The 13,480-nt window shown below is 57.4% G+C and carries 11 protein-coding genes; 7 read left to right on the forward strand and 4 right to left on the reverse strand.

Going from position 1 to position 13,480, the window contains the following annotated elements; genetic code table 11:
* Positions 1–30 precede the first annotated feature (30 nt).
* Positions 31–1,551 carry an NAD(P)/FAD-dependent oxidoreductase gene (locus NW818_RS04860; protein ID WP_414423966.1) on the forward strand — a complete coding sequence of 507 codons (1,521 nt, stop codon included), beginning with the start codon at positions 31–33 and terminating at the stop codon, positions 1,549–1,551.
* Here the strand turns inward: NW818_RS04860 and treZ are convergent.
* Complete coding sequence (treZ, locus tag NW818_RS04865) at positions 1,548–3,407, reverse strand: malto-oligosyltrehalose trehalohydrolase (protein WP_414423967.1); 1,860 nt, start codon at positions 3,405–3,407, stop codon at positions 1,548–1,550. The genes NW818_RS04860 and treZ overlap by 4 nt on opposite strands.
* A 116-nt stretch (positions 3,408–3,523) precedes the next feature.
* Here treZ and NW818_RS04870 point away from each other — a divergent pair, with 116 nt between their 5' ends.
* Positions 3,524–5,587 carry a prolyl oligopeptidase family serine peptidase gene (locus NW818_RS04870; protein WP_414423968.1) on the forward strand — a complete coding sequence of 688 codons (2,064 nt, stop codon included), beginning with the start codon at positions 3,524–3,526 and terminating at the stop codon, positions 5,585–5,587.
* Here NW818_RS04870 and eno read toward each other — a convergent pair.
* Entirely contained in the window at positions 5,584–6,867 is a 1,284-nt protein-coding gene (gene eno / locus NW818_RS04875; RefSeq protein ID WP_011434092.1) for a phosphopyruvate hydratase, read from the reverse strand. The genes NW818_RS04870 and eno overlap by 4 nt on opposite strands.
* 238 nt (positions 6,868–7,105) lie before the next feature.
* On the reverse strand, positions 7,106–7,780 hold the full coding sequence (gene ntcA, locus NW818_RS04880) for a global nitrogen regulator NtcA (RefSeq protein ID WP_011434093.1): 675 nt from the start codon (positions 7,778–7,780) through the stop codon (positions 7,106–7,108).
* Positions 7,781–8,061: 281 nt separating this feature from the next.
* On the opposite strand from ntcA, the gene NW818_RS04885 reads away from it, so the two are divergent.
* The 3 genes from NW818_RS04885 to NW818_RS04895 all read left to right on the forward strand — a co-directional run bounded on the left by NW818_RS04885 (position 8,062) and on the right by NW818_RS04895 (position 11,094).
* On the forward strand, positions 8,062–9,882 hold the full coding sequence (locus tag NW818_RS04885; RefSeq protein WP_414423969.1) for a M61 family metallopeptidase: 1,821 nt from the start codon (positions 8,062–8,064) through the stop codon (positions 9,880–9,882).
* A 290-nt stretch (positions 9,883–10,172) separates the two neighbouring features.
* Positions 10,173–10,661 carry a hypothetical protein gene (locus NW818_RS04890; protein WP_414423970.1) on the forward strand — a complete coding sequence of 163 codons (489 nt, stop codon included), beginning with the start codon at positions 10,173–10,175 and terminating at the stop codon, positions 10,659–10,661.
* Between the two features lie 40 nt (positions 10,662–10,701).
* The gene (locus NW818_RS04895; protein WP_414423971.1) at positions 10,702–11,094 is read left to right on the forward strand and encodes a Card1-like endonuclease domain-containing protein; all 393 of its coding nucleotides are present in this window, start codon (positions 10,702–10,704) and stop codon (positions 11,092–11,094) included.
* A 22-nt stretch (positions 11,095–11,116) separates the two neighbouring features.
* On the opposite strand, the gene NW818_RS04900 is transcribed toward NW818_RS04895, so the two are convergent.
* Positions 11,117–12,004 carry a hypothetical protein gene (locus NW818_RS04900; protein ID WP_414423972.1) on the reverse strand — a complete coding sequence of 296 codons (888 nt, stop codon included), beginning with the start codon at positions 12,002–12,004 and terminating at the stop codon, positions 11,117–11,119.
* Between the two features lie 321 nt (positions 12,005–12,325).
* On the opposite strand from NW818_RS04900, the gene psbV reads away from it, so the two are divergent.
* Positions 12,326–12,868 carry a photosystem II cytochrome c-550 gene (gene psbV / locus NW818_RS04905; protein ID WP_011434097.1) on the forward strand — a complete coding sequence of 181 codons (543 nt, stop codon included), beginning with the start codon at positions 12,326–12,328 and terminating at the stop codon, positions 12,866–12,868.
* A 26-nt stretch (positions 12,869–12,894) separates the two neighbouring features.
* Entirely contained in the window at positions 12,895–13,398 is a 504-nt protein-coding gene (gene psbV2, locus NW818_RS04910) for a photosystem II cytochrome PsbV2 (protein ID WP_414380910.1), read from the forward strand.
* The last annotated feature ends 82 nt before the right edge of the window (positions 13,399–13,480 follow it).

Raw genomic sequence — 13,480 nt, forward strand, 5'->3', positions numbered from 1 at the left:
TTATTATTGACTAGAGTCATGCTCCTGCCGATGGCTGAAGTTGTCCCCCCGCCGGAAGCCTTGCCCGCCTCGGATGCCTGGTGGGGATCCCTGCGGCAGAGGCGGAGGGAGTTACCGCCGACAGTCGTGCAGCAGGCTTCCCAGAGCTTGGGCAGCTGGGAGGTGGATGTTGTCATTGCCGGTGGCACCCTGGGGATCTTCTTGGCAGCGGCTTTGGCCAAGCGGGGCTGGCGGGTGATCCTGCTGGAGCGCGGGATCCTGCGGGGGCGGGAGCAGGAGTGGAACACCTCACACCAGGAGCTGCAGGTGTTGTTAGAGCTGGAGCTGCTTACCCCGCCCGAGTGGGAGGCAGTCCAGGTTACCCACTACCCGAGGGGGCGGATTGGCTTTGGGGAGGGCCCCCACTGGTGGGTGGAGGGAGTGCTGAATGTGGGCGTGGATCCAGTCAGCCTCCTGGAGTTCCTCAAGCAGCATTTCCTGGCCTGGGGGGGCCAAGTGTGGGAGCAGACTGCCTTTCAAAGTGCCACCGTTCACCCCGATGGGATCTGCCTCCAGACCACCAAGGGACAGATCCGTGCTCAACTGCTGGTGGATGCCATGGGGCACCGCTCGCCCATCGCGGCCCAGGCTCGCCAAGGGCAGCCGCCAGATAGCGTCTGTCTGGTGGTGGGATCCTGTGCCCAGGGGCTGCCCGACCAACCCACGGGAGATCTCTTCTACAGCTTTACCCCAGCCCAGAACGGCTACCAGCCCTTTTGGGAAGCTTTCCCTGCCCGCGATGGGCGCACCACCTATCTTTTTACCTACTGCGACCGGGATCCCCGGCGGCCTAGTCTAGAGCAGCTCTGGCGGGATTACTGCCGGCTGCTGCCAGCCTACCAGGGGGTGGAGCTGGCCCAGATCCGCTGGGTGCGCAAGCTGTGCGGCGTTTTTCCCGCTTACCGCCGTAGCCCTCTGCAACTGCCCTGGGATCGCCTGTTGGCAGTGGGGGACAGCAGTGGCAGCCAGTCTCCCCTCAGCTTTGGCGGCTTTGGGGCAATGCTGCGCCACCTGGATCGCCTACAGCAGGGGATCCACGAGGCCCTGGCGCAACGGCAGTTGAACCAGGCAGCCCTGGCCCTGCTGCAACCCTACCAGCCCAACTTGGCCGTGACCTGGCTATTTCAGAAGGCCATGATTCCCCCTCTGCAGAACAAAAGTTGGGATCCCGATAGCATTAACCGCTTGTTGAGCAGGGTGTTTGAGGCCATGTTTGCCGCCGGCCCCCAGGTGGTGAAGCCCTTTTTGCAGGATGTAGTGCAGTTCGGCGGCTTGGCCCAGGCCCTGTGGGGGGTGACGCGTCGGGATCCCAGCTTGGTAGCCAGACTTTTGCCTCGGTTGGGGTTGCCGGAGCTGGTGGCATGGGCGGGCCACTTTGGCGCCCTTGGCCTCTACGAGCTGCTGCAAAGGCTAACGGATCGCCCGGAGCCGGAAACCAACCCCCAGGACTACTTCTGGAGACGGCGCCGCGAGGCTTGGCGCTACGGCTGCGGCCGGGATTACCTCTTTTAGGGGTTCTGACCGTACACCGCCACCCCATAGGGCGGTACCTCCACAAGATCTCCTTGGCTTCCGGCGGGCAGAGAGGATCCCTTTCCCAACCACTGGGTCTCATGGCTGTCCAAAAGTTTTTCCCAGGTGCCGCTGGGCCATTGGGTATAGGTGACTGGCTGATCGGGGCTGAAATTGAAAAGGGCAAGCAAAGCCTGGGATCCCTGGCGGCGGTGCAGAGCTAGGCCAGAGTTGGAAAAGAGCTCCACTTCCACCCCGTCCCGCTCCAAGTGCTGGAGAGCCGGTTGGGTTTTGCGCAGCCGGATCAGGGCCTGGTACCACTTCCAGAGAACCTGGTGGTGACCGGCTTTTTTCAAGTCCCAATTGAGCTTGGAGCGCAGGAAAGTCTCCTCAGCTTGGGGATCCGGCGGCTCTCCCTGCCAGGCAAAGGCGCTGAACTCGCGGCGGCGTCCCTGTCGTACCGCTTCCACCAAATCGGGATCCCCGTGGCTGACAAAATACAGAAAGGGGGCCACCTCCCCGTATTCTTCCCCCATAAACAGCAGCGGCAGCATGGGGGCCAACAGCAGGGCAGCGGCAGCCAATTTGAGGCCCTCGAAAGAGGTGAGCTGGCTAAGGCGCTCTCCCAGCCTGCGGTTGCCCACCTGGTCGTGGTTTTGAATGCAGACAACAAATTGGGATCCTGACCGTCCGGCGGCGGAGTTGCCGTAACGCCTGGCGCGGTAGCGGGAGTATTGGCCGGAAAAGACGTAGCTTTCCCGGTAGGACTTGGCCAGTTGCTCCAATTGGCCAAAATCCTGGTAGTAGCCCACTGTTTCGCCGGTGAGCAGGGTGTGAACCGAGTGGTGAAAGTCGTCGCACCACTGGGCATCTAGCCCGTAGCCCCCTTGCTCTCGGGGGGTGATGAGGCGGACATCGTTGAGGTCGCTTTCGGCAATGAGAACCCTGGGCCGGCCAGTGCGAGCTTCTAGGGCATCCACCTGCTCTGCCAATTCCTGCAAGAAGGGGTAGGCGCTGAAGTCGTAGATGGCATGCACCGCGTCCAGCCGCAGCCCATCGAGATGAAACTCCTCCAGCCAGTACTCGGCGTTTTGTAGGAAAAACTCTCGCACGCCGTCAGAATAGCGGTCGTCGAAGTTGAGGGCATCCCCCCAAGGGGTGTGGTACTTGTCGGTGAAGTAGGGGCCAAAATCCCGCAGGTAGTTCCCCTCCGGCCCCAGGTGGTTGTAGACCACATCCAAGATGACGGCCAAACCCAGTTGGTGGCAGGCATTGACTAGGGCTTTGAAGCCTGCCGCTCCTCCATAGCTGGTCTGCACCGCGTAGGGGTAGACGCCGTCGTAGCCCCAGTTGCGCTCTCCTGGAAACTGGGCCACCGGCATCAGCTCCAGCACGTTTACCCCCAACTCCACCAATTCCGGCAGGCGAGGGATCAGAGCAGCAAAGGTGCCCTCGAGGGTAAAGGTGCCTACATGCAGCTCGTAGAGGATCCACTGAGACAGGGGGATCCCCTTCCACCCCTGATCCTGCCAGTCGAAGTGGGGATCCACCACCCGCGAGGGGCCATGAACGCCATGCGGTTGACAGCGGGAGGCCGGGTCTGGTCGCTCCACTACCCCTGCCTGGGTGTGCAGGCGGTAGAGGTAGTCCACTGGCCCAGGTGGGATCCCGTCCACCTCCCCCTGCCAATAGCCCTGCTCATCCCGCACTAGAGTAAAGCAACGTTGGACAGGGCTGAGCAGCTTCAGCTCCACCTGCTCAACCAAGGGCGCCCACACCGAGAAGTGATAGCAGCCTGAGCCCAGGGGATAGGCGCCCATCCGCCCGGCCTGGAAGAAAGGAGAAGCCTGCAACACAGAATCTATCCCGCAACTCGGCTTCCACTATAGCGAGCATGCCTGGCAAAGGCCGGAGAGTGGGTTTTTGGCTTCTCCTCTGCCATAGTGGAATGGGTCTCCAGCGATTAGGTCTTATGCTCAACTATCCCCCCAGCTATCCCGATCCCACCGTTGTCGACATCTACCACGGGCAGCCGGTGCCGGATCCCTACCGCTGGCTGGAGGATCTGGACTCAGAGCAGACGCGGGCCTGGATCGAAGCACAAAACCAACTCACCTTCGACTACCTGAGACAAATCCCGGCACGGCAACGGCTGCTGGAGCGCCTGACGCAGTTGTGGAACTACGAAAGATACAGCCAGCCCTTCAAAGAGGGCAACCGCTACTTCTATTTCAAGAACGACGGCCTGCAAAACCAAAGTGTTCTCTATACCCAAGAAAGCCTGGAGGCTGAGGCCAGGGTCTTGCTGGATCCCAACACCTTCTCCGAAGACGGTACGGTGGCTCTATCGGGCATTGCCATCAGCCGTGATGGGCGGTATCTGGCCTATGGCCTCTCCTGCTCCGGCTCCGATTGGCAAGAGTGGAAGGTGCGGGACATCGAAACCGGCGAGGATTTGCCGGATCACCTCCGCTGGGTCAAGTTTTCCGGGGCGAGCTGGACGCTGGACGGGCAGGGATTTTTCTACAGCCGCTACGACGAACCAGCCCCCGGCAGCGAATACGAAAGCGCCAACTACTTCCAGAAGCTCTACTACCACCGCCTGGGCACCTCCCAGTCAGAAGATGTTTTGGTCTATCACCGCCCCGACCAAAAAGAGTGGGGCTTTGCCGGCGGGGTTACTGAAGATGGGAATTACCTCATCATCTCCGTCTGGCGGGGCACGGATCCCAAAAACCTCATCTTCTACAAAGACTTGCGGGATCCCCAGTCTCCTGTAGTAGAGCTCATCCGCGAGTTTGAGGCCGAATACAGCTTCGTGGGCAACGACGGATCCCGCTTTTGGCTGTTGACGGACTGCCAAGCTCCTCGGCGGCGACTGGTGGCGATTGACTTGGAGCAGCCCGACCAGGTGCAGGAGGTGATCCCCGAGGCGGAGGAGACCCTGCAGGGGGTTAGCTTGATCAACAATCAGTTTGTGGCCTTCTACCTCAAAGACGCCCACACCCAGATCAAGACCTTTGCTTTAGACGGTAGCTACCTGGGGGAAATTCCGCTGCCCGGGCTGGGATCTGCCAGCGGCTTTGGCGGCAAGCGCTACGACACCGAGACCTTCTACACCTTCACCAGCTTCACCACCCCGCCCACCATCTACCGCTACGATTTCACCAGCGGCACCAGCACCCTGTTCCGTCAGCCCCAGGTGGATTTCAATCCCCAGGCCTACGAGGTGCAGCAGGTGTCTTACACCAGCAAAGACGGCACCCGCATCCCCATGTTTCTCGTCCACCGCCGTGGCCTGACTCGGACAGGGGATCACCCCACCCTGCTGTATGGCTACGGCGGCTTTGGCATCTCACTTACCCCCAGCTTTTCAGTGGGTCTGGTGGCCTGGCTGGAAATGGGCGGTGTCTATGCCCAGCCAAGTTTGCGCGGCGGCGGCGAGTACGGAGAAGAGTGGCACCAGGCGGGCACCAAGCTCAACAAGCAAAAGGTGTTCGACGACTTTATTGCCGCTGCCGAGTGGCTGATTGCCCATGGCTACACCAACCCCTCCCAGTTGGCCATCTCCGGTGGCAGCAATGGCGGCCTGTTGGTGGGGGCCTGCATGACCCAAAGGCCGGATCTGTTCGCGGCGGCTCTACCGGCGGTGGGGGTGATGGACATGCTGCGCTTTCATAAGTTCACCATCGGCTGGGCCTGGATCTCCGAGTACGGATCCCCGGAGAACCCGGAGGAATTCAAGGCCCTCTACGCCTATTCCCCTCTGCACAACCTCAAGCCCGGCACTGCCTATCCCGCCACCCTGATCACCACCGCAGATCACGACGACCGGGTGGTGCCCGCCCACAGCTTCAAGTTTGCCGCTGCCCTGCAGGCAGCCCAGGGGGGATCCCAGCCCATCCTCATCCGCATCGACACCAAGGCAGGGCACGGGGCCGGCAAGCCCACCAGCAAGCTGATTGAGGAAGCTGCCGACCGCTGGGCCTTTTTGGTGCAGGTGCTAGGGATCCCCTGGGACGGAACGGGAAGTTAGCGAGCTCTAGGACCCAGGCCCACCCGACCGGCATAAACTGCCGCTTCCCCCAGCTCGTCTTCGATGCGCAGCAGTTGGTTGTACTTGGCAATGCGCTCGCTGCGGCAGAGGGATCCGGTTTTGATCTGCCCGGCACGGGTGGCCACCGCCAAGTCGGCAATGGTGGTGTCTTCCGTCTCGCCAGAGCGGTGGCTGATGATGGTGCGAAAGCCGGCTTGAACTGCCAATTGGATGGCCGAGACGGTCTCCGTCAGGGTGCCGATTTGGTTGGGCTTGATCAAAATGGCGTTGGCGGCGGCGCTGTCGATACCCTTTTGCAGGCGGGTCAGGTTGGTTACAAACAGGTCATCTCCCACCAGCTGTACCCGGGATCCCAGTTGAGCGGTCATGGCTTGCCAACCGGCCCAGTCTTCTTCCGCTAGCCCATCTTCAATGGAAAGGATGGGATAGTTGGCCAGCAGTTGCTGGTAGTAAGCCACCATATCAGCCGCGCTGTGGGCTTTGCCCTCAAAGTGATATTGCCCATCCTGCAGCAGCTCGTTGGCGGCCACATCCAAGGCCAAGGCGATATCTGCTCCCGGTTTGTAGCCTGCCTGTTCAATAGCCGTCATCAGCAGATCCAAAGCCGCCGCATTGGAGTCGAGATCAGGAGCAAACCCCCCTTCATCCCCCACACCGGTGGACAGCCCCTTCTGCTGCAGCACTTGTTTTAGTACCGCAAACACCTCAGCCCCGTAGCGCAGCGCCTCGCGAAAGCTGGCCGCTCCAATGGGCACAAGCATAAATTCTTGAATATCGACGTTGTTGTCGGCGTGGGCGCCGCCGTTGAGCACGTTCATCAGCGGCACCGGCAGCAGGTTGGCAAAGGGCCCCCCCAGGTATTTGTAAAGAGGCAAGCCCACTGCTTCCGCAGCCGCTTTGGCTGTCGCCAGAGAAACTGCCAAAATAGCGTTGGCCCCCAGGCGGGACTTGTTGGGGGTGCCGTCCAGGTCGATCAGCAACTGGTCAATACGGGCTTGGTTGAGGGCATCTTCTCCCTGCAGCTCCGACTGGATGGGGCCAAGGATGTTTTCCACCGCCCTCAGCACACCCTTACCGCCGTAGCGTTTGGGATCCCCGTCCCGCAGCTCATGGGCCTCGAAGGTACCGGTCGAGGCACCGCTGGGAACCTGCGCCAAGCCCGTTGCTCCATTGGCTAGACCCACCAGGGCTTCTAGGGTGGGACGCCCTCGCGAGTCGAGGATCTCATGGGCGGTAATCCACTCGATGGCCGTTTCCACAGTTACACCTCAGCAATTGGCTAGATAGCTCTGGCCAAAGCCAGATCCCCCCATAGACTAGTAGATTCTTGCCCGGGATCCGGTCAGCTTCCAGAAAACTTTAAGTCTGTCCTTCGGGCACAGAGATTCTTCAAGGCTGCAGCAGTAGATTGAACATAGGCCGGCCAGAGCTTCAACTAGCCGTCGAGCGGGGTTTGCCTGGGCAAGGTGCTGCTCAGGAAGTGTTCTCCTCTTCCTTCTAGGCAAAGCGATGGCTCAGCCGCATCGGGTCGTGTACGGTGATCTTTTTCTTGTGAATGGAGATGTACTTCTTCTTGCGCAGCTCTCCCAACAGGCGGGTAATGGTGACGCGGGTTGAGCCAATGGCCTCGGCAATGGCCTGGTGAGACAGCTTGAGATCGATGGTGACCCCATCTGGGCCAGGCACCCCGAAATCGCGACAGAGAATCAACAAAAAGCTGACCAGACGGGATCCCATGTCGCGATGAGCCAGCGTCTCGATCATCATCTCCGTTTGCAAGATACGAGACGACAGGCTTTTAACCAGCAACATGGCCAGTTCGGCGTTCTCCTGTAGGGATTTCTCCACCTGCTCGATCGGCAGAGAGAGCAACTCAGTAGGCGTAAAAGCCACCGAGTGATAAAAGCGGTCGGAGCGCTGTCCCGTGATAAAGGAGAGCACGCCGAAGATGCTGTTTTCGCGTAGGAGGGCGACGGTGATTTCCTCCCCCATTTCGTAGACCCGCGAGAGCTTAACGGCTCCCTTCACCAAAAAGTAAACCCGCTCCGCCGGATCCCCTGGAAAAAAAATGGTCTTCCCGCGCTCAAACGTTTCGATAACCGGAGGATGGTGAGGGCCTCCCAATTGCTTGAAGGCTGTGATCAGAGATTTTTCCGCTACGGCCACCGCCATACTCATCAACCTTTTAAGGTCAGTTTATACCTAAGATCAACCTATTAAGATCAATCTAGAAGCATTAGGCTAGGTTGCAACCCCTTGACTTCAGAATCGATGATGATACCAAGATTTACCCTAAAGTAGAAGGTTCTGCCCAGGCATCTTTGTAGCACGTGCTACATTTTTGAGTCTCGTTTTTGCCCCAGAAAGGGATCCCCAACCGAAAGCAGGGGTTAGGATAAGAGCCATTGTCGCTGGGGGTTGCGTCGGCCCTTGGCGGTAGAGAGTGGAGTGGGTTGGAACATTCTATCTATCTATCTATGGGGATCCCAGAGGTTATCGTTGCTGCACCTTCTCAACTGAGCCGCCAGCATTTCACAGTGCGGATGCCGGATCCGGCCAATCACCTGCTGGAGGTGGAACTGCAGATCCAAGAGGTGGATCCAGAGGTGCCTTTGCGGCTGCGACTGCCGGTGTGGACGCCGGGATCCTACTTGGTGCGGGAGTATGCCCGTCATGTGCAGGAGTTTCAGGCGGCAACTGAGCAAGGGATCCCTTTGGCCTGGCGGAAGGTGGACAAGAACACCTGGCAGATCGATCCGCCGGGCTGTTCTGCCGTGAAGGTGTGCTACCGGGTCTATGCCTATGAGCTGACGGTGCGCACAAACCATCTGGATTTGACCCACGCCTATTTCAACGGGGCAGCGCTGTTTCTCTACGTGCCCGGTCGCGAGCGGGAACCCTACACTTTGACGGTGATCCCCCCCAAGCCGGATTGGCGCATCGCCACCAGTTTGCGGCCTTTGATCTCCTCTTCTGGGGATCCCGCTTCCGGCCAGTCTTTTGTGGCAGAGGACTATGACGAGCTGGTGGATAGCCCGGTGGAGGTGGGCCTGCATCGGATGCAATCGTTTGAGGTGGAAGGGATCCCGCATTACCTTGTGGTTTGGGGGTCGGGCACTCTGGATGTCGATCGGGCCGTTGCCGATGCCAAGGCCATTGTCGAAACCACAGCCGCATTTTTTGGTGGGCTACCCTATGACCGTTACTGGTTTATCGTGCATTTGTCGCCGGGAGGATTTGGTGGCCTTGAGCACAAGTACAGCACCACCCTTCTTTACTCTGGGCTAGAGCTGCATCAGCCAGAGTCCTATCGTCGGTTTTTGGCTCTGATGGCCCACGAGTTGTTTCATGCCTGGAATGTCAAGCGTCTGCGTCCTCTGGCATTGGAAAAGATCGATTACAACCAGGAAAATTATCTGGAATGTCTGTGGTTTTGTGAGGGGGCGACCAGCTATTACGAAAACGTCATCTTGTTGAGGGCAGGGATCCTCAGTGCCGGCGATTTCTTGAAGATTCTTTCCGAACAGATTGGTCGCTTACAGCGTACTCCGGGCCGGGCCGTGCAATCGCTGCGGGAATCCAGCTTCGACACCTGGATCAAACTCTACCGCCCCCACGAAAACACCCTCAACAGCCAGGTTTCTTATTACTTAAAGGGGGCTTTGGTCTGTTGGCTGCTGGATCTGCACATTCGCCACCTTTCCGGCGGTCAGGGATCCCTGGATACAGCTTTGCAGGATCTGTGGCAGCGCTTTGGTCGGTCAGAGAAGGGCTACAGCGACCAAGACTTGCGGGAGGCGTTTGAGCGGGCAGCTGGTGCCGATCTTGGCCGGTTTTTCGCAGCCTATGTGGAAGGCACGGAAGAGCTAGACTACAACACTTACCTACACCCCTTTGGCCTCACCCTTAAAGCCCACTTCAGCCGCCCCAACCCCATCCCATACCTGGGCCTCAATTTCAACGGCGAGGGCAATCGCATCAGCGTAGTAGAGATGGGATCCCCGGCGCAAAAAGCGGGCATCTGGGCCGGCGATGAGCTGGTGGCCCTGGATGGGTTCAAGGTGAGCGCCGCCAACCTGACAGAACGCTTGACAGCCTATCAGCCCCACCAGATCATTTGTTTGAGCGTTTTTCAAGCCGATCAGTTGAAACATTTCTGGATCCCGTTGGATCCCCCTCGGCCTGATGTCTATAGGTTGGAGGTATTGCCTGAGCTGACTCCTGCTCAAGAAGCCCTTCAGCAAGGCTGGCTGGGATCCCTCATTCGCACCTAGCTTCTCTGCGGTCAGGGGCAAGCCCCCTCCACTTGAAAATTCGCTCACCTCCCCCTAGCATGTTGAGACAAGCGGGTAGTCTAGTCAACTCAAGCCAAAGGTAACGACAACAAAGATCGGGACTAAATCCAATGGATTTAATTTTAGCTTTGTTAGTTGGAATAGCCATCGGCATCTTGATAGGAGTTAGGCTTAGGTCAGGGAGATGGAAGCGAGAAACTACAAAAGTTATCTCCTCATCTACAGGTATGTCTCAACGTGACAGGCATCCGAATGAACAGAGAACCATCTTGGCCAGCCGAGTGGAAAGAGCGGAAGACATTCATCAGGAACTACAGCCTAATCTTCAAAGGCTTGAGGTTCCTCGAGCGACAAATCAAGCAGTAAGTTGGGACTCACAAGAAGTTGCTGTTGTCAAAGCGCTTGAGGAAAGTTCCCAGGAAGTCATTGATCATATCAGCCGTGATAAGTTGAGGTTAGCTTTATTTCTGTGGTCTAAAGGAATAAGAATTAAAAGCTTGGAAACCAAGGAAGCAAGTAGGGTTGGTAGCAAACTGAACAGCAAGCTAAATCAGATATCCAACTTTATGGGAGATAGATATTATTCAATTAGAAAACTCTACAAGTCGATAAAGTCAAACATGAACGAAGGAGAGGCTTTCTCCCTGATTCTGAAAGACGAGCCAAACCAGGTAGTATCAGATAGTTGCCAACTTGCGAATATGCTCTGTAGTATCGCCTTCTTGGAGGAGTACCATTATTTGAAGTCTCCTAGCTAGATTTATTTTAGAAGCAAAGCCGAGCAGAGACCCAAATGCATTGAACTTTCTATCAGGAGGATGGCTGGAGCGATATGTCAAAGAAAAGCTAGTAAAGATTGCCAGTCAGCAAGGCAAAAAGATCAGTTTTTCTTACATCATGAATACTCAAGTTACTTTGCCGAATGGAAATGATTTTGAAATAGATTTATTCTTTTATGTCAATGATAAGTTTTACTGGGTAGAATCCAAAACGGGTGATTATCATGAAAGTATAGACAAGTACTCTAGGTTGGCTTCCAGGCTTGGTCTTCAGCAGAATCAGGCTTTTGTAGTCTTGACTGATGTTGATCAGGATAAGAAAATTAGCCTGTCTTCCAGTTATAAGCTGTCAGTAATCGGCGTTGACGATGTTGAGCCGACCTTTATCAAAATTCTGAAAAGTCATGTCTGAAAGAGCACCTGACAAAAGCTAGCTAGGCTACAATCTTGACAGCTTGTTCCATACACCACCAGGGATCCTCGGCAAAAGCCGGCATGGGAGTGCTGCCTGCCTTGCCCAGAATGGCCAGCCGGACTTCCCGATCCAGGCGGGATCCGGCCCCGTAGGGATCTTCTGAGGGAGGTTCCAGCCGTTGCCCCAGAGGGGGCATCACCATAATGCCTGGCTGCATGCTGGTGCTGCTGACCCAGATTTTGAAGCGATCCACCGCTACGTCTGTTCCTTCTGGCAGCTGCATCTGCAGCAGGTAGCGGGGGCCAGAGCCAATCAGCAGGCTCTCGTTGGGGCGTAAACGGGCAGGCAGATCTGGTTGATAGGGGTAAACCAAATCCACGCTGTACCGCCGCTCGTCAAAGACGGTGACATAAACATGCACTGGAGTGGGGGCTCTGTTTCTCAAGGCAATGGCCAGGTTGCGGCCTGCTTGGATTTGTACTTGTCCCTGGGGATCCCGCGGCAGGGGGCTCACTTCGGCAGGGGCAGAGCTGCTGGCCGGGGTTTCCAGTTGGAGAAATTCCACTTCCAAGATGCTGCTCAGCGCATCGCTGGCAGGTTGCAGGTTCAAAAGATTACCAAAAGCAGCCACGTGCTCCAACAGCCGCACCAGCTTGCGAGGCAGGGCCAGTAGCTTCTTCACCGGGATCCGGAAGGCCGCCAGAGCCACCTCTTCCCCCCGCCGGTAAAAGTGATAAGTGGCATCGGGCAACAGCTCTACCCGCAAGTCCGCTGCTTCCGGGTCTGTGTAGGTCAGAAGCGGTGAGGCCGGCAAGGCCGCCAGCAAATCGGCAACGGGCATTTGCACTTGACTGGGATCCGCACAGGTGAAAGCCACCCGCAACGGCTGGAATCGGATAGAGGACATGGGGAAAACCTGGAACGGAGTCTGCCGTATTCTCCTGCTCTGAGGTTGCCAGGCAAGCAAGCCAAGCTCTATATTACCTGCTCATTACCTGCTCAGTTCTCTCGACTGGGCTGTGGCCAAGTCAGCTCTCGGCCAACAGACTCCCAACAGGCCATAGCTCCGTAATCAAACTTAACACCAAAGGCAAATGGAACCATTGGGAAACTATCCCGGATCCCATCTGCAAATGATCTCTTAATGGTCTATTCTTGATCCTGTTGTCGGGTTTGTGGCTGGAGTGGAGCCCACCTCTCCTCTTTCTAGGCTGATCTACGGAGAACCATGTTTAGCAAAGCTTTTTCTTTTCAGAAGGTGTTTGCGCCAGCGCGTCGTCGGTTGCTTGTCCTGCTGTTGGCTGCGTTGATGGCTGGGTTTGGCTGGGGTCTGGCTCCAGTGTTTGCAGCTAGGGATATTCCTGCAGTGGCTCTGTCGCCAACTGAGTCTATTACCTTTACCGAAGCCCAGTTGGCCAAAGGGAAGAAGCTATTCAACACCGCATGCGCCCAGTGCCATGTGGGCGGCCAGACCTATCCCAACCCGGATGTGAGCTTGAAGCTTTCGGATCTGGAGGGGGCAACTCCCCCACGGGATAATGTGCTGGCGATTGTGGATTACATCAAGAATCCAGTCACCTATGACGGGGTGGAGTCTCTGTTGGAGTATCACCCCAACACCCAGCTCACCAGTGAGTATCCACGTCTGCGCAACCTCACCGACGAGGATCTGAAGCTGATTGCGGGCTACATTCTGGTGCAGGCCAAGACCGTTCCCGGCTGGGGTGGTACCAAGAACGAAAGCCACAGCGACCTATCAGCCTATCTCTAATGCCGCATCTGGATCAGAAGTTGCCTATGAGATGGCGGATCCCGTCTCGCCTCTGGGCCTGGGTCGGGATCCTGGCTTTGTTGTGGCTGGGGCTGGCCAGTCCGGTGGCTGCCCGCATTGATCCTTACGTGAACCAGTATTTGCGGGTGAGTGGCCCTGTGGAATTGCCTCTAGATGCCGCAGGGCATACCCTCACCTTTACCCCAGAGCAGCTCACGGACGGCAAAAATCGTTTTCAGTCCGCCTGTTTGAATTGTCATGTGGGCGGTGCCACTTTGCCGGCTCCCAACATTTCCCTCTCTTTGAAGGACTTGCGCGGTGCCACTCCACCCCGAGATACCCTTCAAGCCTTGATGGAGTACCAGCGGGATCCCCGCAGCTACGATGGCTCGGATTCCAGCTATGGATGCCGACCTGTACCCCCTTCCTGGATGGACGACGAAGCCCTGAGAAATCTGGCTGCCTTTATTCTCAGAGCGGCTCAGGTTGCCCCTGGCTGGGGATCCAACGATTTGATCGATGCCGGTTAGGGTGTAGCACAAAAGCCACCGTGCTAGGCCCGCCAAGGCGAGCTGCATAGCGGTACGGCAGGGCTTTAGACCCAATTCTTTG

The sequence above is a fragment of the Synechococcus sp. R6-5 genome (assembly GCF_047461775.1).
In the GTDB taxonomy this organism is placed as follows: domain Bacteria; phylum Cyanobacteriota; class Cyanobacteriia; order Thermostichales; family Thermostichaceae; genus Thermostichus.

Excerpts from the sequence above, each read along its gene's own strand:
- NW818_RS04860 (WP_414423966.1), top strand. The coding sequence starts at position 31 with ATGGCTGAAGTTGTCCCCCCGCCGGAAGCCTTGCCCGCCTCGGATGCC.
- NW818_RS04870 (WP_414423968.1), top strand. The coding sequence starts at position 3,524 with ATGCTCAACTATCCCCCCAGCTATCCCGATCCCACCGTTGTCGACATC.
- psbV (WP_011434097.1), top strand. The coding sequence starts at position 12,326 with ATGTTTAGCAAAGCTTTTTCTTTTCAGAAGGTGTTTGCGCCAGCGCGT.
- psbV2 (WP_414380910.1), top strand. The coding sequence starts at position 12,895 with ATGAGATGGCGGATCCCGTCTCGCCTCTGGGCCTGGGTCGGGATCCTG.
- ntcA (WP_011434093.1), bottom strand. The coding sequence starts at position 7,780 with ATGGCGGTGGCCGTAGCGGAAAAATCTCTGATCACAGCCTTCAAGCAA.
- NW818_RS04900 (WP_414423972.1), bottom strand. The coding sequence starts at position 12,004 with ATGTCCTCTATCCGATTCCAGCCGTTGCGGGTGGCTTTCACCTGTGCG.